Raw genomic sequence first — 14,910 nt, 5'->3', positions numbered from 1 at the left:
ATCCTTGGAATTCATGCTCAATATTGGTCTTCGTAACGCTTGGCGAGGTCTTCGATGTTTTCCGGCGGCCAGTCCGGCACTTCCATGCCGAGGTGCAGGCCCATCGCCGCCAACACTTCCTTGATCTCGTTGAGCGACTTGCGGCCGAAGTTCGGGGTGCGCAGCATCTCGGCTTCGGTCTTCTGGATGAGATCGCCGATATAGACGATGTTGTCGTTCTTCAGGCAGTTGGCCGAACGCACCGAAAGCTCGAGTTCGTCGACCTTCTTGAGCAGCGCCGGGTTGAAGGCGAGCTCGGTGACGGCTTCGGCGGCGACTTCCTTCTGCGGCTCGTCGAAGTTGACGAACAGGCCAAGCTGGTCCTGCAGGATGCGGGCGGCGAAAGCCACCGCGTCCTCGCCCGAGATCGAACCGTCGGTCTCGATGGTCATGGTCAGCTTGTCATAGTCGAGAACCTGGCCCTCGCGGGTGTTCTCGACCTTGTAGGAGACCTTCTTCACCGGCGAATAGAGGCTGTCCACCGGGATCAGGCCGATCGGCGCGTCCTCGGCGCGGTTGCGCTCGGCAGGCACGTAGCCCTTGCCGGTGTCGACGGTGAATTCCATGCGGATTTCAGCGCCTTCGTCCAGCGTGCAGATGACGTGGTCGGGGTTGAGGATCTCGACGTCGCCAACCGTCTGGATGTCGCCGGCAAGAACCGCACCCGGGCCCTGCTTGCGAACGACCATGCGCTTGGGGCCATCGCCTTCCATGCGGATTGCGATTTCCTTGATGTTCAGGACGATGTCGGTCACGTCCTCGCGCACGCCGGCGATGGACGAGAATTCATGCAGAACACCGTCGATCTGCACGGCGGTGACGGCCGCCCCGCGCAGCGAAGACAGAAGCACGCGGCGGAGCGCGTTGCCAAGCGTCAGACCAAAGCCACGCTCGAGCGGCTCGGCGACCAGCGTGGTCAGCGTCTTCTTCTTCGACGAGAACTCGATCTTGTTCGGCTTGATCAGTTCCTGCCAATTTTTCTGGATCATGATGCTTTCCTTCCGTTGACCCGCCACCATCCAATCGTGGCGGGCGACCTGGAATACCGTGGAGGAACGCCCTTGGGCGCTCACGCGGCGTTCGATAAATTGCTTAGACGCGGCGCTTCTTGCGCGGGCGGCAGCCATTGTGCGGGATCGGCGTCACATCACGGATCGAGGTGATGGTGAAGCCGGCCGCCTGCAGGGCGCGCAGCGCCGATTCACGACCGGAGCCCGGTCCGCAGACCTCGACTTCGAGCATGCGCATGCCGTGTTCCTGGGCCTTCTTGGCAACGTCCTCGGCAGCCATCTGGGCGGCGAACGGGGTCGACTTGCGCGAACCCTTGAAGCCCTGGGCACCGGCCGACGACCAGGCAATCGAATTGCCCTGCGCGTCGGTGATGGTGATCATCGTGTTGTTGAAGGTCGAATTGACGTGGGCAACGCCCGACGAAATGTTCTTGCGTTCGCGACGGCGAACACGAGCGGCTTCCTTGGCCATGATAGTCCTTTCAGTTGATCTCTACACCGCCGTAATGCCAGCGGCTCCACCTGGAAAAGTGAATAGTGAATTAGTGAGTAGCGATGACGTCCTCACCACCCACTACCAGCCACTCACTCTTATTACTTCTTCTTGCCGGCGATCGACTTGGCCGGGCCCTTGCGGGTACGTGCATTGGTGTGCGTGCGCTGGCCGCGAACCGGCAGCGAGCGGCGGTGACGCAGGCCGCGGTAGCAGCCAAGGTCCATGAGCCGCTTGATGTTCATCGACACTTCGCGGCGCAGGTCGCCTTCGACCTGATAGTCGCGGTCGATGGTCTCGCGGATCTGCAGCACTTCCGCATCGGTCAACTGGTTGACGCGGCGCTCGGCCGGGATGCCGACCTTGTCGACGATCTCCTGGGCGAACTTCTTGCCAATGCCGTGAATGTACTGAAGCGCGATGACGACGCGCTTGTTGGTCGGAATGTTGACGCCGGCTATACGAGCCATGTTCTTCTCTTCTCCATGTGGGCCGGACAAGCCGGCATTATTCAGATTGCCCCGCGTCCGGTGGAGGCCGGCCCTTGCGGGAGTTTCCAGTTCAAAGCGACTGCCCTGCCCTTGCGGACAGGCAAAGCGCGCATCTGATAGGAAGACGGGCCGCCATACCGCAGCAAGCCGTCTCCGTCAAGCTTAATCTTTAAATTGCCTTACCGCGCCTTCTCGGCCGCGGCGAGCACGGCTTCAATCTCGGCCGTTACGGCGTCGATGCTGGCCATGCCGTCCACAGTCTTGAGCTTGCCTTTGGCGTAATAGTAGCCGGTCAGCGGAGCGGTCTTCTTGTAGTACTCCCGCAGCCGCTCTTCGAACACGGCGGGATTGTCGTCCTTGCGCACCGGCTGGCCGGCGGCCTTTGCATCATCGGCGCGCTTGACGATTCGACCAACCAGGGCCCTGTCGTCGACAACCAGTTCGATGACGGTGTCGAGACCAATGCCACGCTCTGAAAGCATCGATTCAACCGCATCCGCCTGCACCAGCGTGCGCGGATAGCCGTCGAGGATAAAACCCTTGGCGCAGTCAGCCTGATCGATACGCTCGGCGACGATGGCGTTGACGATGGCGTCGGACACCAGCTCGCCGGCATCCATCACCGCCTTGGCACGCTTGCCGACCTCGGTACCGGCCTGAACGGCGGCACGCAGCATATCACCCGTCGAGAGCTGGGGTATGCCGTGTTTTTCTACCAGTCTTTGTGCTTGTGTCCCCTTGCCCGCTCCTGGCGGCCCAAGCAAAATCAACCTCATCTGGCTTTCTTCCCCCCGCGCAGCTTCGACTTCTTGATCAGGCCTTCATACTGGTGCGCGATCAGGTGACCCTGAATCTGCGCAACCGTATCGAGCGTGACACTGACCACGATCAGAAGCGATGTGCCACCGAGGTAGAATGGTACGCCAGTCGCCGAGATCAGGAACTCCGGCAGCAGGCACACCAGCACCAGATAGATGGCGCCGACGACGGTGATGCGGGTAAGGACGTAATCGATATAGTCGGCGGTGCGCTCGCCCGGACGATAGCCAGGGATGAAGCCCGAATGCTTCTTGAGCTGGTCGGCGGTGTCCTTCGGGTTGAACACGATCGCTGTGTAGAAGAAGGCGAAGAACACGATCATCGCCGCATAGAATGCCATGTAGAGCGGCTGGCCGTGGCCAAGCGAGGCCAGGATCGTGCTGGCCCAGGCCGGCATGTTGGTCGTCTGCGAGAAGCCGGCGACGGTGGCCGGCAGCAGAAGCAGCGACGACGCGAAGATCGGCGGGATGACGCCCGAGGTGTTGAGCTTGAGCGGCAGATGCGAGGTATCGCCCTGGAACATGCGATTGCCGACCTGGCGCTTCGGATACTGGATCAGCAGGCGGCGCTGGGCGCGCTCGAAGAACACGATAAGCGCTATGACGACGATGGCCAGCACGATGATCGCCAGGATCAGGCCGGTCGACAGGGCGCCGGTACGGCCGAGTTCCAGTGTGCCGGAAATGGCATGCGGCAAGCCGGCGACGATGCCGGAGAAGATGATCAGCGAAATGCCGTTGCCGATGCCGCGCGCTGTGATCTGCTCGCCCAGCCACATCAGGAACATGGTGCCGCCGACCAGCGTGACGACGGTGGAGATGCGGAAGAACATGCCGGGATCGCTGACGATGCCGTTGCCGTTCTCCAGTCCCACCGAAATGCCATAGGCCTGTACCAGCGCCAGGAGCACGGTGCCGTAGCGCGTGTACTGGTTGATGACCTTGCGGCCCTGCTCGCCTTCCTTCTTCAGCGCTTCCAGCGAGGGAATGACCGAGGTCATCAGCTGCATGATGATGGAAGCGGAGATGTAGGGCATGATGCCGAGTGCAAAGATCGCCATGCGCTGCACGGCACCGCCGGCGAACATGTTGAACATGCCGAGCACGCCCTTGCTCTGCGAGGAGAAGGCCTGGGCGAAAGCATCGGGATTGATGCCGGGAAGCGGGATGTAGGTGCCGAGGCGATAGACGAGCAACGCGCCGATGGTGAACCAGATGCGTTTCTTAAGGTCCTCCGCCTTGGCGAAGGCCGAGAAATTCAGATTCGAGGCTAGTTGTTCAGCAGCCGAAGCCATGCCTGATTCTCCGCTTGGTAACGCTTGATGGCCCGTGAGGTCAGGCGGTGCGTTTCACCGAAGCTCACGAGATAAGCTCCGGGCTGTAAACATGCAAGCGGCCGCGTCGACGCGGCCGCTAAATTGAGCAGGTCAAAGCGCGATCGGAAGCAAAAACGGATACCACTCTTGCCGACCGCTCTTCAAATTGCCGTTACTCGGCGGCTGCCTTTTCCGGCAGCTTGACCGAACCGCCGGCCTTTTCGATCTTCTCGATCGCGGCCTTGGAGGCGCCGGCGACGTCGAAGGCGAGCTTGGCCTTGAGTTCGCCATCGGACAGCACGCGCACGCCATCCTTGACGCGACGGATGACGCCGGCGGCGACAAGCGCCTCGGCCGTCACGGTCGCCTTGACGTCAAGCTTCTTGGCATCGACGGCTTCCTGGATACGGGCCAGCGACACGACGGTGAAGCTCTTGGCGAAGATGTTGTTGAAGCCACGCTTCGGCAGACGCCTGTAGAGCGGCATCTGGCCACCCTCGAAGCCGTTGACTGCGACGCCGGAGCGCGCCTTCTGGCCCTTGACGCCGCGACCGGCGGTCTTGCCCGAGCCGGAGCCGATGCCGCGGCCGAGACGCTTCTTGGAGTGCGTCGCGCCGTCCTTGTCACGCAGATCATTGAGTTTCATCTGGGTTCTCCTGCGCTCTTGCTCAGCCCTCGTCCACGACGCGGACGAGATGCTGGACGGCAGCGATCATGCCGCGCACGGAAGGCGTATCTTCCAGCGTGCGCTGCTTGTGCATCTTGTTGAGGCCGAGGCCGACCAGCGTTGCGCGCTGTTCCTTCGGGCGGCGGATCGGCGAACCGATCTGCTCAACGGTGATGGTCTTGGTTGCTTTCTTGGCCATGGTCAAAATCCCTGGTCAGATCGACTATTCTTCAGCCGCAACGGCGGTGCCGCGGCGGGCCTGAAGGGTCGAATACTTGATGCCACGCGCGGCAGCCACATCCTTGGGATGCATCTGGCTCTTCAGCGCGTCGAAGGTGGCGCGAACCATGTTGTACGGGTTCGACGAACCCATCGACTTGGCAACCACGTCGTGCATGCCGAGCGTCTCGAAGACGGCGCGCATCGGGCCGCCGGCGATGATGCCAGTACCCTGCTTGGCAGCGCGCAGCAGAACGCGGCCAGCGCCCCAACGTCCCTCGACGTCATGGTGCAGCGTGCGGCCCGAGCGCAACGGCACGAAGATCATGTCGCGCTTTGCGGATTCGGTTGCCTTGCGGATAGCTTCCGGCACTTCGCGCGCCTTGCCGTGACCAAAGCCAACGCGGCCCTTCTGGTCGCCGACGACGACGAGCGCGGCAAAACCAAAGCGACGGCCGCCCTTGACGACCTTGGCGACGCGGTTGATGTGGACAAGCTTGTCCACCATGCCGTCATCGCGTTCTTCACGATCGCGGCCGCGGCCGCCATCCCTACGTTCCTGTGCCATATCCTGTTCCTTGTTCTTTTCCGGAAGCACGGGTTGCTGATTGCCGGCGCCGCTTTGGGTCGCCGACGGTGAAAATTAGTTCTTCCCTTGCATGATCTTATCCGAAAAGTCTGCAACTTTTCGGGGTCATGCTTAGAAGCTGAGACCGCCTTCGCGGGCCGCTTCAGCCAGCGCCTTGACGCGGCCGTGATAGATGTAGGCGCCGCGATCGAAGACGACTTCCTTGACGCCGGCCTTGGTGGCGCGCTCGGCGATCAGCTTGCCGATCGCAGCGGCAGCAGCAATGTCAGCGCCGGTCTTGAGCGAACCCTTGAGATCCTTCTCGAGCGTCGAGGCGGCGGCAATGGTGTGGCCCTTGGCGTCGTCGATGACCTGGACGTAGATGTTCTTAGACGTGCGATGAACCGACAGACGCGGACGCTCGCCGGCGACTTTCTTGATCTGACGGCGCACGCGCTGCGCGCGGCGCTGGATGGATTCCTTGATAGCCATAATAGTTCCTTGCCTTCAAAAAACAGGGGCCGCCATATGCGGTAGGCGAAGCGCCTCCCGCGACCGCTCCCCGCGGCGTTAACTTCCGTGGCTTGGTCCCTGTCCGAAAAGTCTGCAACTTTTCAGGACCAAGCCGACTACTTCTTCTTGCCTTCCTTGCGGACGATCTTCTCGCCAGCGTAGCGGACGCCCTTGCCCTTGTAGGGCTCGGGACCGCGGTATTCGCGGATCTCCGCCGCGACCTGGCCGACCTGCTGCTTATCGATGCCGGCCACGGTGATTTCGGTCGGCTTCGGCACGGTGATCGTGATGCCGGCCGGCGTCTCGTAGACGACATCATGGCTGAAGCCAAGGGCCAGTTGCAGGTTCTTGCCCTGCAAGGCGGCGCGATAGCCGACGCCGGTGATCTCCAGCTTCTTCTCGAAACCGTCCTTCACGCCCTGCAGGATGTTGACGATCTGCGTGCGCGACATGCCCCACTTGGAGCGGGCGGTCTTGGTCTGGTCGCGCGGCTGGACAGCGATTTCGCTGCCTTCCATCTTGACCAGGACTTCGTCGTTCACCACGAACTTCAGCTCGCCCTTGGGGCCCTTCGCCGTCACGGTCTGGCCATTGACGGTCGCGGTCACGCCCTGCGGCAGCGAAACGGGTTTCTTTCCAATACGAGACATCAGGTTGTCCTCGTCACTTCTCTTGTTTCAGGTCTCTGTCTTCGGGAACGATCCGAAGACCGAATTCCACGTGCGGTAAGCTGCCGGATCAGAAGATCTGGCAGAGGATCTCGCCGCCGACGTTCTGTTCGCGTGCTTCATGGTCGGCCATCACGCCCTTCGGTGTCGAAAGGATGGCAATGCCGAGGCCGTTGGCAACGTGCGGGATCGACTTGGCCGAGACGTAAACGCGGCGGCCGGGCTTCGAAACGCGGGCGATTTCGCGCACGACCGGGGCACCGTCGAAATACTTCAGCTCGATTTCGATCTCGGACTTGCCGTTGTCGAAATCGGTCTGGCTGTAATCGCGGATATAGCCTTCAGCCTTCAGCACGTCGAGGACGCGGGTGCGCAGACGCGAGGCCGGCGTCGAGACACTCGACTTCTTGCGGCCATAGGCGTTGCGGATGCGGGTCAGCATATCGCCGAGAGGATCGCTCAATGACATGTTATGTCCTCCTTACCAGCTCGACTTGACCAGGCCCGGGATCTGGCCGTTATTGCCGAGGTCCCGAAGCGCGATGCGCGATACTTTGAGCTTGCGATAGTAGGCACGCGGGCGGCCGGTGACTTCGCAGCGGTTGCGGATGCGGATTTTGGCCGAGTTGCGCGGCATGGCGGCAAGCTTGAGCTGAGCGCGGAAGCGCTCTTCCATCGGCTTGGATTGATCCATGATGATCGCCTTGAGCGCAGCGCGCTTGGGACCGTACTGGTCGGCAAGCTTGCGGCGCCTGTTGTTCTTCTCGACTGAGCTGGTCTTTGCCATTTCAGATTTTTCCTTTTCTCGCTGCCGTTACTGGCGGAAGGGGAAGTTGAAAGCCTTGAGCAAAGCCCTGGCTTCGTCGTCCGTCTTCGCAGTCGTACAAACGATGACGTCCATGCCCCAGATCTGATCAACCTTGTCGTAGTTGATCTCCGGGAACACGATGTGCTCCTTGATGCCCATGGCGTAGTTGCCACGGCCATCGAAGCTCTTGGGGTTCAGTCCGCGGAAGTCGCGGACGCGCGGCAGCGCGATGTTCACGAGGCGGTCGAGGAACTCGTACATGCGTTCCTTGCGCAGCGTGACCTTGGCGCCGATCGGCATCTTCTCGCGAACCTTGAAGCCCGCGATCGAATTGCGGGCGCGGGTGACGACGGCCTTCTGGCCGGCGATCATCGCCAGGTCCTCGGCCGCGACCGAAGGCTTCTTCGAATCGGCGGTCGCTTCGCCCACACCCATGTTCAGCACGATCTTGTCGAGGCGCGGAACCTGCATCTCGTTGTCGTAGCCGAACTGCTCCTGCAGCGCCTTGCGGATGGTCTCGTTGTAGACCTGCTTGAGGCGCGGCGTGTTGTTGGCAGTCGCCTGCTTGGTTTGAGCCTTAGCCATTGATGACTTCTCCCGAGCGCTTGGCGACGCGCACCTTCTTGCCGTCCTTCTGGAAGACGAAACCGACGCGGGTCGGCTTGCCATCCTTCGGGTCGGCCAGCGCGATGTTCGACAGCTGGATCGGCGCTTCCTTGGTGATGATCCCGCCCTCTTGGGACTGGGACTGCTTCTGGTGACGACGGATCATGTTGACGCCGCGCACCAGCGCGGTGTCATCCTTCGGCTGAACCGAGAGGACTTCGCCCGAACGGCCCTTGTCCTTGCCAGCCAGCACGACGACCTTGTCGCCTTTTCTAATCTTTTGCATTGGTCCGGCTCCTTACAGCACTTCAGGCGCGAGCGAGATGATCTTCATGTGGTTCTTGGCGCGAAGTTCGCGCGGAACCGGTCCGAAGATACGCGTGCCGATCGGCTCTTTCTTGTTGTCGACGAGAACGGCCGCGTTCTTGTCGAAACGGATCACGCTGCCGTCCGGGCGGCGGATGTCCTTGGCCGTGCGAACCACGACCGCCTTCATCACATCGCCCTTCTTAACGCGGCCGCGCGGAATGGCTTCCTTGATCGACACCACGATGATGTCGCCCACGGAAGCGTATTTCCGCTTCGAGCCGCCCAGCACCTTGATGCACATGACACGACGCGCGCCGGAATTATCCGCCACGTCGAGGTTTGTTTGCATCTGAATCATGACTGGCCGCCTTCTTCTTTTCTAACGGGATGGGCTCGAAGCCCCTCCCCGGTCTGTCCAAAATTCGTTTGTTTACGCCTGATCCGAGGATACGACGATCCAGCGCTTATCCTTGGAAATCGGCTTCGATTCCTGGATGAACACCTGATCGCCGACCTTGTGGGCGTTGTTCTCGTCGTGCGCCTTGTACTTCTTGGTCATGCGCACGGTCTTCTTCATCACGGGATGCGTGAAGCGCCGTTCGACCTTGACGACAACCGTCTTCTCGTTCTTGTCGCTGACGACGGTGCCCTGCAGAATGCGCTTTGGCATGGTTTTCGTCCTTAAGCCTTCTTGGCCGCGGACTTTTCCGCAGCGATGGTCTTGATACGCGCAATGTCCTTGCGAACCTGCCTCACGCGCGCGGTCTTCTCGAGCTGGCCGGTGGCCTTCTGGAAGCGCAGGTTGAACTGCTCCTTCTTCAGGCTGGCCAGGTCGTCGGTCAGCTGGTCCTGGGTCTTGGTCCGGATGTCTTCGGCTTTCATGATCAGCCCGTCCTTATTCTGCGATGCGCTGTACGAAGCGCGTCCTGACCGAGAGCTTGGCCGCGCCGAGACGCAGCGCCTCACGGGCGGTTTCTTCATTGACGCCGTCGATCTCGAACATGATGCGGCCCGGCTTGACGCGCGCCGCCCAGTAATCGACCGCGCCCTTGCCCTTGCCCATGCGGACTTCGGTCGGCTTCGAAGTGACCGGCACGTCCGGGAAAATGCGGATCCAGACGCGGCCGGCACGCTTCATTTCGCGAGTGATCGCGCGGCGGGCCGCCTCGATCTCACGCGCGGTGACGCGGTTCGGCTCAAGCGCCTTCAGCCCGAAACCACCGAAATCCAGGTTGGTGCCGCCCTTTGCGGTACCATGGATACGGCCCTTGAACTGCTTGCGGAACTTTGTGCGCTTTGGCTGCAGCATCGTTCTAACTCCAAATTCCTAAATGTCTCAGGCGTTTTCGCGACGACGACCGCGTTCGCGATCACCACCACCGCCATGCGCGGCATCACCCTCGGTCGCGCGGCGTTCCGAAGCCATCGGATCGTGCTCGAGGATCTCGCCCTTGAATACCCAGACCTTGACGCCGCAGATGCCATACGCCGTGTTCGCCTCGGCCGTACCGTAATCGACATCGGCGCGCAGCGTATGCAGCGGCACGCGACCTTCACGGTACCATTCCATGCGCGCGATCTCGGCGCCGCCAAGACGGCCGGCGCAGTTGATGCGGATGCCTTCGGCACCGAGGCGCATGGCCGACTGCACGGCACGCTTCATGGCGCGGCGGAACGCGATACGGCGCTCGAGCTGCTGGGCGATCGACTGGGCGACCAGGGTCGCGTCGATTTCCGGCTTGCGCACTTCAACGATGTTGAGGTGCGTCTCGGACTTCGTCATCTCCATCAGCTTCTTGCGAAGCTTCTCGATGTCGGCGCCCTTCTTGCCGATGATCAGACCCGGGCGCGCGGCATGGATGGTGACGCGGCACTTCTTGTGCGGACGCTCGATCACGACCTTCGAGATCGCGGCCTGCTTGAGTTCCTTCTCAAGATACTTGCGGATCTTGATGTCCTCATGCAGCAGCTTGCCGTACTCGCCGGTGTTCGCGAACCAGCGCGAATCCCAGGTGCGGTTGATGCCGAGGCGAAGACCGATCGGATTGACTTTCTGGCCCATTATGCGGCCTCCCCTTTTTCTTCGACTTCACGAACGACGATCGTGAGGTGCGAGAACGGCTTCTCGATACGGCTGGCGCGACCACGGCCACGAGCGTGGAACCGCTTCATGACGATCGACTTGCCGACATAGGCTTCCGCCACCACCAGCGCATCGACATCGAGGTCGTGGTTGTTTTCCGCGTTGGCGATTGCCGATTCCAGCGTCTTCTTGACCGTGCCGGAAATCCGCTTGGCCGAGAATTCGAGATCGGAAAGCGCTGTCGCGACCTTCTTGCCGCGGATCAGCGCGGCAACCAGGTTCAGCTTCTGCGGGCTGATACGGATCGTGCGCAACACGGCGCGCGCTTCGTTGTCAGCAAGCCTGCGCGGAGCTTTGGCCTTGCCCATGATTATTTCCTCTTCGCCTTCTTATCCGCGCCGTGACCGTAATAGGTCCGGGTCGGAGCGAATTCACCGAACTTGTGACCGACCATGTCCTCGTTCACCGAAACGGGAACATGCTTCTGGCCGTTGTAGACACCGAAGGTGAGGCCGACGAACTGCGGCAGGATGGTGGAGCGACGGCTCCACATCTTGATCACCTCATTGCGACCGCCTTCACGAACCTTGTCCACCTTCTTGAGAAGGTAGCCGTCGATGAAGGGGCCTTTCCAAATAGAACGAGTCACTTGGCGTTACCTCTTCTTAGCTCTTGCGCTGATGGCGCGAGCGCAGGATGAACTTGTCGGTCGCCTTGTTGGACCGCGTCTTCTTGCCCTTGGTCGGCTTGCCCCACGGGCTGACCGGATGACGGCCACCGGAGGTGCGGCCTTCACCACCGCCATGCGGGTGGTCGACCGGGTTCATGGTCACGCCGCGATTGTGCGGACGCTTGCCACGCCAAACCGTGCGGCCGGCCTTGCCGTCGTTGATGTTGCCGTGGTCCGGATTGGACACGGCACCGACGGTGGCCATGCAGGAGCCGTGAACGACACGCTGCTCGCCCGAGTTGAGGCGCAGGATCGCCATGCCCTGGTCACGGCCGACCAACTGGCCGTAACCACCTGCCGACCGGGCGACCTGGGCGCCCTTGCCCGGCTTCAGCTCGATGTTGTGGACGATGGTGCCGACCGGCATCGAGGCCAGCGGCATCGCATTGCCCGGCTTAACGTCGACCGCTTCGCCAGCCACGATCTTGTCGCCGGGAGCCAGACGCTGCGGAGCGATGATGTAGGACAGCTCACCATCATCATACTTGATCAGTGCGATGAAGGCCGTGCGGTTCGGATCGTATTCAATGCGCTCGACCGTGCCGACAACGTCGAACTTGCGACGCTTGAAGTCGATGATGCGGTACGAACGCTTGTGGCCACCACCGATGAAGCGGGCGGTGATACGGCCGTGGTTGTTGCGGCCGCCCGACTTGGTCAGACCCTCGGTCAGGCCCTTCACGGGCTTGCCCTTGTAGAGGCCCGAGCGGTCGACGATGACCAGCTGGCGGGTGCTCGGCGTTACCGGGTTGAATTTTTTCAGTGCCATTGTTGTTGTCCTCGCGGCCTTGCTCAGAGACCCGTCGCGACGTCGATCGACTGGCCGTCGGCCAGCGTCACGATCGCCTTCTTGACGTCGCTCTGGCGGCCGATCGTGCCGCGGAAGCGCTTGATCTTGCCCTTGCGGACAAGCGTGTTCACGGCCATCACCTTGACGCCGAACAGCGCTTCGACGGCGGCCTTGATTTCGGGCTTCGACGCCTTCTTGGCGACGTTGAAGACGACCTGGTTCTGCTCGGAGGCCATGGTCGACTTTTCAGTGATCGCCGGCGAGACGATCACGTCGTAGTGACGAAGGTCGGTCATTTAAAGCGCTCCTCGAGAGCCTCGACGGCGGCCTTCGAAAGGACCAGCGTGCCGCGGCGCAGAATGTCGTAGACGTTGATGCCCTGGATGGGCAGCACGTCGATGTTGGGGATGTTGGTGGCTGCCAGCTTGAAGTTCTTGTCAAGCTCGGCGCCGCCAATCACCAGGGCGTTGGTCAGGCCCAGCGTCGCGAAATTCGCGATCAGCGCCTTGGTCTTGGCCTCGGTCAGCTTCAGCTCGTCGATGATGATGATCGACGCGCTCTTGGCCTTGGCCGAAAGGGCATGCTTGAGGCCGAGCGCACGAACCTTCTTGGGCAGTTCATGCTCATGGCTGCGAACGACCGGGCCGTGGGCCTTGCCGCCGCCGCGGAACTGCGGAGCGCGTGCGGAGTGGTGACGGGCGCGGCCCGTACCCTTCTGCTTGTACATCTTGGCACCGGTGCGCGCGATTTCGGCGCGGCCCTTGGCCTTGTGCGTGCCCTGCTGCTTCTTGGCAAGCTGCCAGCGCACGACGCGCTGCAGGATGTCCTCGCGCGGATCAAGGCCGAAAATTCCGTCGGAAAGTTCCACCTTGCCGGCGTCTTTGCCGCCGAGCGTTGTGATCTTGAGATCCATTATTCCGCTCCCTCTGTGGCCGGAGCCTCGTTCTTAGCAGCTGCCGCAACGGCGCGGATCGCGGCGGGCTTCGGCGCATTGGCCGGCAGTGCCACCTTGGCCGCGTCGCGGACCAGGATCCAGGCGCCCTTCGATCCGGGAACCGCACCGCGGATCAGGATCAGGCCGCGGTCGGCATCGGTCGAAACGACCTCGACATTCTGTGTCGTCACGCGGGTGTCGCCCATGTGACCAGCCATATGCTTGCCCTTGAACACCTTGCCCGGGTCCTGGCGCTGACCGGTCGAGCCATGTGTACGGTGCGAGACCGAGTTACCGTGGGTCGCGCGGCCACCACCCATGTGGTGGCGCTTGATGACGCCCTGGAAACCCTTGCCGATCGTCGTGCCCGTCACATCGACCTTCTGGCCGGCGACAAAATGGTCGACGGTGATCTCGGCGCCGACGTCGATCATGTTGTCGGCAGAGACGCGGAACTCGGCGACCTTCGCCTTCGGCTCGACGGAGGCGGTCGCGAAATGGCCGCGCATCGCCTTCGACGTGTTCTTCACCTTGGCGAGGCCAACGCCGAGCTGAACGGCGGTGTAGCCATTCTTCTCCTGCGTGCGTTGTGCCACGACCTGGCAGTTCTCCATCTGGAGAACGGTGACGGGAACATGTTCCCCGGCATCATTATAGATGCGGGTCATTCCCACCTTCTTTGCAATCACACCTGAACGCATCGGTTCAATTCCTTTAGAGTTCCGGGCCAGGGGCACCGCCCCTTACCGCGCTCTCATTCCCTTAGAGCTTGATCTCGACGTCGACGCCGGCGGCCAGATCGAGCTTCATCAAAGCATCGACCGTCTGCGGGGTCGGATCGACGATGTCGAGCAGACGCTTGTGCGTGCGCATCTCGAACTGCTCGCGGCTCTTCTTGTCGACGTGGGGCGACCGGTTGACCGTGAACTTTTCGATCCGCGTCGGCAGCGGAATGGGGCCGCGGACGTTTGCCCCGGTGCGCTTGGCCGTCGACACGATTTCCTTCGTCGAGGCGTCGAGCACGCGGTGATCAAACGCCTTCAGGCGGATGCGGATATTCTGTCCGTTCATGCGTCACTTCCTTGTTCTGGCGCGGCGCGGGCAACTCCGGCGCCCGCGACAGATCGGTTTAAGTCCAAATTACTCTTTGATGGTGACGACGATGCCGGCACCGACGGTGCGGCCGCCTTCACGGATGGCGAAGCGCAGCTTCTCTTCCATGGCGATCGGCACGATCAGCTCGACATCGACCGTGATGTTGTCGCCGGGCATCACCATCTCGGTGCCTTCCGGCAGCGACACGATGCCGGTCACGTCGGTCGTGCGGAAGTAGAACTGCGGACGGTAGTTGGTGAAGAACGGCGTGTGACGGCCACCTTCGTCCTTGGTCAGGATGTAGGCTTCGGCCACGAACTTCTTGTGCGGCTTCACCGTGCCCGGCTTGGCCAGAACCTGGCCGCGCTCGACACCTTCACGGTCAACGCCGCGCAGCAGCGCGCCGATGTTGTCGCCAGCCTGGCCCTGGTCGAGCAGCTTGCGGAACATTTCCACGCCCGTGCAGGTCGTCTTGGTCGTCGGACGGATGCCGATGATCTCCAGTTCCTCGCCGACCTTGACCACGCCGCGCTCGACGCGGCCGGTGACGACCGTGCCGCGGCCCGAGATCGAGAACACGTCCTCGATCGGCATCAGGAACGGCTTGTCGAGCGGACGAACCGGCGTCGGGATGTAGGCGTCGACCGCAGCCATCAGCTCGCGGATCGCGTCCTCACCGATCTTCTTGTCCGAATCTTCCAGAGCGGCAAGCGCCGAACCCTTGACGATCGGAATGTCGTCGCCGGGGAATTC

The 14,910-nt window shown here is 61.9% G+C and carries 27 protein-coding genes; all 27 read right to left on the bottom strand.

The window, feature by feature from the left end; all coding sequences use genetic code 11:
- Positions 1-17: 17 nt before the first annotated feature.
- On the bottom strand, positions 18-1,028 hold the full coding sequence (locus FJ954_RS26205) for a DNA-directed RNA polymerase subunit alpha (RefSeq protein ID WP_006205443.1): 1,011 nt from the start codon (positions 1,026-1,028) through the stop codon (positions 18-20).
- A gap of 103 nt (positions 1,029-1,131) precedes the next feature.
- Entirely contained in the window at positions 1,132-1,521 is a 390-nt protein-coding gene (gene rpsK, locus FJ954_RS26200) for a 30S ribosomal protein S11 (protein WP_006205444.1), read from the bottom strand.
- Between the two features lie 122 nt (positions 1,522-1,643).
- Positions 1,644-2,012 (bottom strand): 30S ribosomal protein S13, encoded by a 369-nt coding sequence (gene rpsM / locus FJ954_RS26195; protein ID WP_006205445.1) that lies wholly within the window; start codon positions 2,010-2,012, stop codon positions 1,644-1,646.
- 200 nt (positions 2,013-2,212) lie between these two features.
- Positions 2,213-2,809, bottom strand: coding sequence for an adenylate kinase (locus tag FJ954_RS26190; RefSeq protein ID WP_015317975.1), 597 nt, complete (start codon positions 2,807-2,809; stop codon positions 2,213-2,215).
- On the bottom strand, positions 2,806-4,146 hold the full coding sequence (gene secY / locus FJ954_RS26185; protein WP_015317976.1) for a preprotein translocase subunit SecY: 1,341 nt from the start codon (positions 4,144-4,146) through the stop codon (positions 2,806-2,808). Before secY ends, FJ954_RS26190 begins: the two co-directional genes overlap by 4 nt.
- Positions 4,147-4,339: 193 nt before the next feature.
- Positions 4,340-4,813: a 50S ribosomal protein L15 gene (gene rplO, locus FJ954_RS26180; RefSeq protein ID WP_015317977.1), complete on the bottom strand. Its 474-nt coding sequence runs from the start codon at positions 4,811-4,813 to the stop codon at positions 4,340-4,342.
- A 22-nt stretch (positions 4,814-4,835) separates the two neighbouring features.
- Positions 4,836-5,033 carry a 50S ribosomal protein L30 gene (rpmD, locus tag FJ954_RS26175; protein WP_006205449.1) on the bottom strand — a complete coding sequence of 66 codons (198 nt, stop codon included), beginning with the start codon at positions 5,031-5,033 and terminating at the stop codon, positions 4,836-4,838.
- Between the two features lie 24 nt (positions 5,034-5,057).
- Entirely contained in the window at positions 5,058-5,621 is a 564-nt protein-coding gene (rpsE, locus tag FJ954_RS26170) for a 30S ribosomal protein S5 (protein ID WP_006333394.1), read from the bottom strand.
- 132 nt (positions 5,622-5,753) lie between these two features.
- Positions 5,754-6,113, bottom strand: coding sequence for a 50S ribosomal protein L18 (gene rplR, locus FJ954_RS26165; protein ID WP_140664326.1), 360 nt, complete (start codon positions 6,111-6,113; stop codon positions 5,754-5,756).
- Between the two features lie 137 nt (positions 6,114-6,250).
- Positions 6,251-6,784: a 50S ribosomal protein L6 gene (gene rplF / locus FJ954_RS26160; RefSeq protein WP_013895694.1), complete on the bottom strand. Its 534-nt coding sequence runs from the start codon at positions 6,782-6,784 to the stop codon at positions 6,251-6,253.
- Between the two features lie 88 nt (positions 6,785-6,872).
- Positions 6,873-7,271: a 30S ribosomal protein S8 gene (rpsH, locus tag FJ954_RS26155; protein WP_006205453.1), complete on the bottom strand. Its 399-nt coding sequence runs from the start codon at positions 7,269-7,271 to the stop codon at positions 6,873-6,875.
- Positions 7,272-7,283: 12 nt separating this feature from the next.
- Positions 7,284-7,589, bottom strand: coding sequence for a 30S ribosomal protein S14 (rpsN, locus tag FJ954_RS26150; protein ID WP_013895695.1), 306 nt, complete (start codon positions 7,587-7,589; stop codon positions 7,284-7,286).
- Between the two features lie 27 nt (positions 7,590-7,616).
- Positions 7,617-8,195 (bottom strand): 50S ribosomal protein L5, encoded by a 579-nt coding sequence (rplE, locus tag FJ954_RS26145; RefSeq protein ID WP_023773630.1) that lies wholly within the window; start codon positions 8,193-8,195, stop codon positions 7,617-7,619.
- A complete protein-coding gene (gene rplX / locus FJ954_RS26140; RefSeq protein WP_015317981.1) occupies positions 8,188-8,502 on the bottom strand; it encodes a 50S ribosomal protein L24 in 315 nt (104 codons plus the stop codon). Before rplX ends, rplE begins: the two co-directional genes overlap by 8 nt.
- A 12-nt stretch (positions 8,503-8,514) precedes the next feature.
- Positions 8,515-8,883 (bottom strand): 50S ribosomal protein L14, encoded by a 369-nt coding sequence (gene rplN / locus FJ954_RS26135; RefSeq protein ID WP_006205457.1) that lies wholly within the window; start codon positions 8,881-8,883, stop codon positions 8,515-8,517.
- 72 nt (positions 8,884-8,955) lie between these two features.
- The gene (gene rpsQ / locus FJ954_RS26130; protein WP_010909280.1) at positions 8,956-9,195 is read right to left on the bottom strand and encodes a 30S ribosomal protein S17; all 240 of its coding nucleotides are present in this window, start codon (positions 9,193-9,195) and stop codon (positions 8,956-8,958) included.
- Positions 9,196-9,206: 11 nt separating this feature from the next.
- A complete protein-coding gene (rpmC, locus tag FJ954_RS26125) occupies positions 9,207-9,407 on the bottom strand; it encodes a 50S ribosomal protein L29 (protein WP_006205459.1) in 201 nt (66 codons plus the stop codon).
- Positions 9,408-9,420: 13 nt separating this feature from the next.
- Positions 9,421-9,834: a 50S ribosomal protein L16 gene (gene rplP, locus FJ954_RS26120; RefSeq protein WP_006205460.1), complete on the bottom strand. Its 414-nt coding sequence runs from the start codon at positions 9,832-9,834 to the stop codon at positions 9,421-9,423.
- 27 nt (positions 9,835-9,861) lie between these two features.
- Complete coding sequence (gene rpsC, locus FJ954_RS26115) at positions 9,862-10,587, bottom strand: 30S ribosomal protein S3 (protein WP_013895697.1); 726 nt, start codon at positions 10,585-10,587, stop codon at positions 9,862-9,864.
- The gene (gene rplV, locus FJ954_RS26110) at positions 10,587-10,976 is read right to left on the bottom strand and encodes a 50S ribosomal protein L22 (protein WP_010909277.1); all 390 of its coding nucleotides are present in this window, start codon (positions 10,974-10,976) and stop codon (positions 10,587-10,589) included. Before rplV ends, rpsC begins: the two co-directional genes overlap by 1 nt.
- 2 nt (positions 10,977-10,978) lie before the next feature.
- Entirely contained in the window at positions 10,979-11,257 is a 279-nt protein-coding gene (gene rpsS, locus FJ954_RS26105; protein WP_015317982.1) for a 30S ribosomal protein S19, read from the bottom strand.
- Between the two features lie 16 nt (positions 11,258-11,273).
- On the bottom strand, positions 11,274-12,107 hold the full coding sequence (rplB, locus tag FJ954_RS26100) for a 50S ribosomal protein L2 (protein WP_015317983.1): 834 nt from the start codon (positions 12,105-12,107) through the stop codon (positions 11,274-11,276).
- A 23-nt stretch (positions 12,108-12,130) separates the two neighbouring features.
- Positions 12,131-12,424 (bottom strand): 50S ribosomal protein L23, encoded by a 294-nt coding sequence (locus FJ954_RS26095; RefSeq protein WP_010909275.1) that lies wholly within the window; start codon positions 12,422-12,424, stop codon positions 12,131-12,133.
- Positions 12,421-13,041, bottom strand: coding sequence for a 50S ribosomal protein L4 (rplD, locus tag FJ954_RS26090; RefSeq protein ID WP_015317984.1), 621 nt, complete (start codon positions 13,039-13,041; stop codon positions 12,421-12,423). The genes FJ954_RS26095 and rplD overlap by 4 nt, the downstream gene beginning before the upstream one ends.
- Complete coding sequence (gene rplC, locus FJ954_RS26085; protein WP_015317985.1) at positions 13,041-13,763, bottom strand: 50S ribosomal protein L3; 723 nt, start codon at positions 13,761-13,763, stop codon at positions 13,041-13,043. Before rplC ends, rplD begins: the two co-directional genes overlap by 1 nt.
- Positions 13,764-13,824: 61 nt before the next feature.
- The gene (gene rpsJ, locus FJ954_RS26080; RefSeq protein ID WP_010909272.1) at positions 13,825-14,133 is read right to left on the bottom strand and encodes a 30S ribosomal protein S10; all 309 of its coding nucleotides are present in this window, start codon (positions 14,131-14,133) and stop codon (positions 13,825-13,827) included.
- A gap of 69 nt (positions 14,134-14,202) precedes the next feature.
- A partial coding sequence (locus tag FJ954_RS26075; RefSeq protein ID WP_246681154.1) for an EF-Tu/IF-2/RF-3 family GTPase occupies positions 14,203-14,910 on the bottom strand: 708 nt, incomplete at its 5' end.

This window comes from Mesorhizobium sp. B2-3-15, assembly GCF_006442875.1.
Taxonomy (GTDB): Bacteria; Pseudomonadota; Alphaproteobacteria; order Rhizobiales; family Rhizobiaceae; genus Mesorhizobium; species Mesorhizobium australicum.
This window is presented reverse-complemented; position numbering and strand designations above follow the sequence as displayed.

What these genes read in the sequence shown, in the direction of transcription:
- rpsK (WP_006205444.1), bottom strand. Translation starts at nt 1,521, where the DNA reads ATGGCCAAGGAAGCCGCTCGTGTTCGCCGTCGCGAACGCAAGAACATT.
- rpsH (WP_006205453.1), bottom strand. Translation starts at nt 7,271, where the DNA reads ATGTCATTGAGCGATCCTCTCGGCGATATGCTGACCCGCATCCGCAAC.
- secY (WP_015317976.1), bottom strand. Translation starts at nt 4,146, where the DNA reads ATGGCTTCGGCTGCTGAACAACTAGCCTCGAATCTGAATTTCTCGGCC.
- rpsN (WP_013895695.1), bottom strand. Translation starts at nt 7,589, where the DNA reads ATGGCAAAGACCAGCTCAGTCGAGAAGAACAACAGGCGCCGCAAGCTT.
- rpmD (WP_006205449.1), bottom strand. Translation starts at nt 5,033, where the DNA reads ATGGCCAAGAAAGCAACCAAGACCATCACCGTTGAGCAGATCGGTTCG.
- rplB (WP_015317983.1), bottom strand. Translation starts at nt 12,107, where the DNA reads ATGGCACTGAAAAAATTCAACCCGGTAACGCCGAGCACCCGCCAGCTG.
- rplO (WP_015317977.1), bottom strand. Translation starts at nt 4,813, where the DNA reads ATGAAACTCAATGATCTGCGTGACAAGGACGGCGCGACGCACTCCAAG.
- FJ954_RS26190 (WP_015317975.1), bottom strand. Translation starts at nt 2,809, where the DNA reads ATGAGGTTGATTTTGCTTGGGCCGCCAGGAGCGGGCAAGGGGACACAA.
- rplP (WP_006205460.1), bottom strand. Translation starts at nt 9,834, where the DNA reads ATGCTGCAGCCAAAGCGCACAAAGTTCCGCAAGCAGTTCAAGGGCCGT.
- rpsM (WP_006205445.1), bottom strand. Translation starts at nt 2,012, where the DNA reads ATGGCTCGTATAGCCGGCGTCAACATTCCGACCAACAAGCGCGTCGTC.
- rplD (WP_015317984.1), bottom strand. Translation starts at nt 13,041, where the DNA reads ATGGATCTCAAGATCACAACGCTCGGCGGCAAAGACGCCGGCAAGGTG.
- rplE (WP_023773630.1), bottom strand. Translation starts at nt 8,195, where the DNA reads ATGGCTAAGGCTCAAACCAAGCAGGCGACTGCCAACAACACGCCGCGC.
- rpsQ (WP_010909280.1), bottom strand. Translation starts at nt 9,195, where the DNA reads ATGCCAAAGCGCATTCTGCAGGGCACCGTCGTCAGCGACAAGAACGAG.
- rplC (WP_015317985.1), bottom strand. Translation starts at nt 13,763, where the DNA reads ATGCGTTCAGGTGTGATTGCAAAGAAGGTGGGAATGACCCGCATCTAT.
- rplV (WP_010909277.1), bottom strand. Translation starts at nt 10,976, where the DNA reads ATGGGCAAGGCCAAAGCTCCGCGCAGGCTTGCTGACAACGAAGCGCGC.
- rpsE (WP_006333394.1), bottom strand. Translation starts at nt 5,621, where the DNA reads ATGGCACAGGAACGTAGGGATGGCGGCCGCGGCCGCGATCGTGAAGAA.
- rplX (WP_015317981.1), bottom strand. Translation starts at nt 8,502, where the DNA reads ATGCAAAAGATTAGAAAAGGCGACAAGGTCGTCGTGCTGGCTGGCAAG.
- rplF (WP_013895694.1), bottom strand. Translation starts at nt 6,784, where the DNA reads ATGTCTCGTATTGGAAAGAAACCCGTTTCGCTGCCGCAGGGCGTGACC.
- rpsJ (WP_010909272.1), bottom strand. Translation starts at nt 14,133, where the DNA reads ATGAACGGACAGAATATCCGCATCCGCCTGAAGGCGTTTGATCACCGC.
- rplN (WP_006205457.1), bottom strand. Translation starts at nt 8,883, where the DNA reads ATGATTCAGATGCAAACAAACCTCGACGTGGCGGATAATTCCGGCGCG.
- FJ954_RS26095 (WP_010909275.1), bottom strand. Translation starts at nt 12,424, where the DNA reads ATGACCGACCTTCGTCACTACGACGTGATCGTCTCGCCGGCGATCACT.
- rplR (WP_140664326.1), bottom strand. Translation starts at nt 6,113, where the DNA reads ATGGCTATCAAGGAATCCATCCAGCGCCGCGCGCAGCGCGTGCGCCGT.
- rpsC (WP_013895697.1), bottom strand. Translation starts at nt 10,587, where the DNA reads ATGGGCCAGAAAGTCAATCCGATCGGTCTTCGCCTCGGCATCAACCGC.
- FJ954_RS26205 (WP_006205443.1), bottom strand. Translation starts at nt 1,028, where the DNA reads ATGATCCAGAAAAATTGGCAGGAACTGATCAAGCCGAACAAGATCGAG.
- rpmC (WP_006205459.1), bottom strand. Translation starts at nt 9,407, where the DNA reads ATGAAAGCCGAAGACATCCGGACCAAGACCCAGGACCAGCTGACCGAC.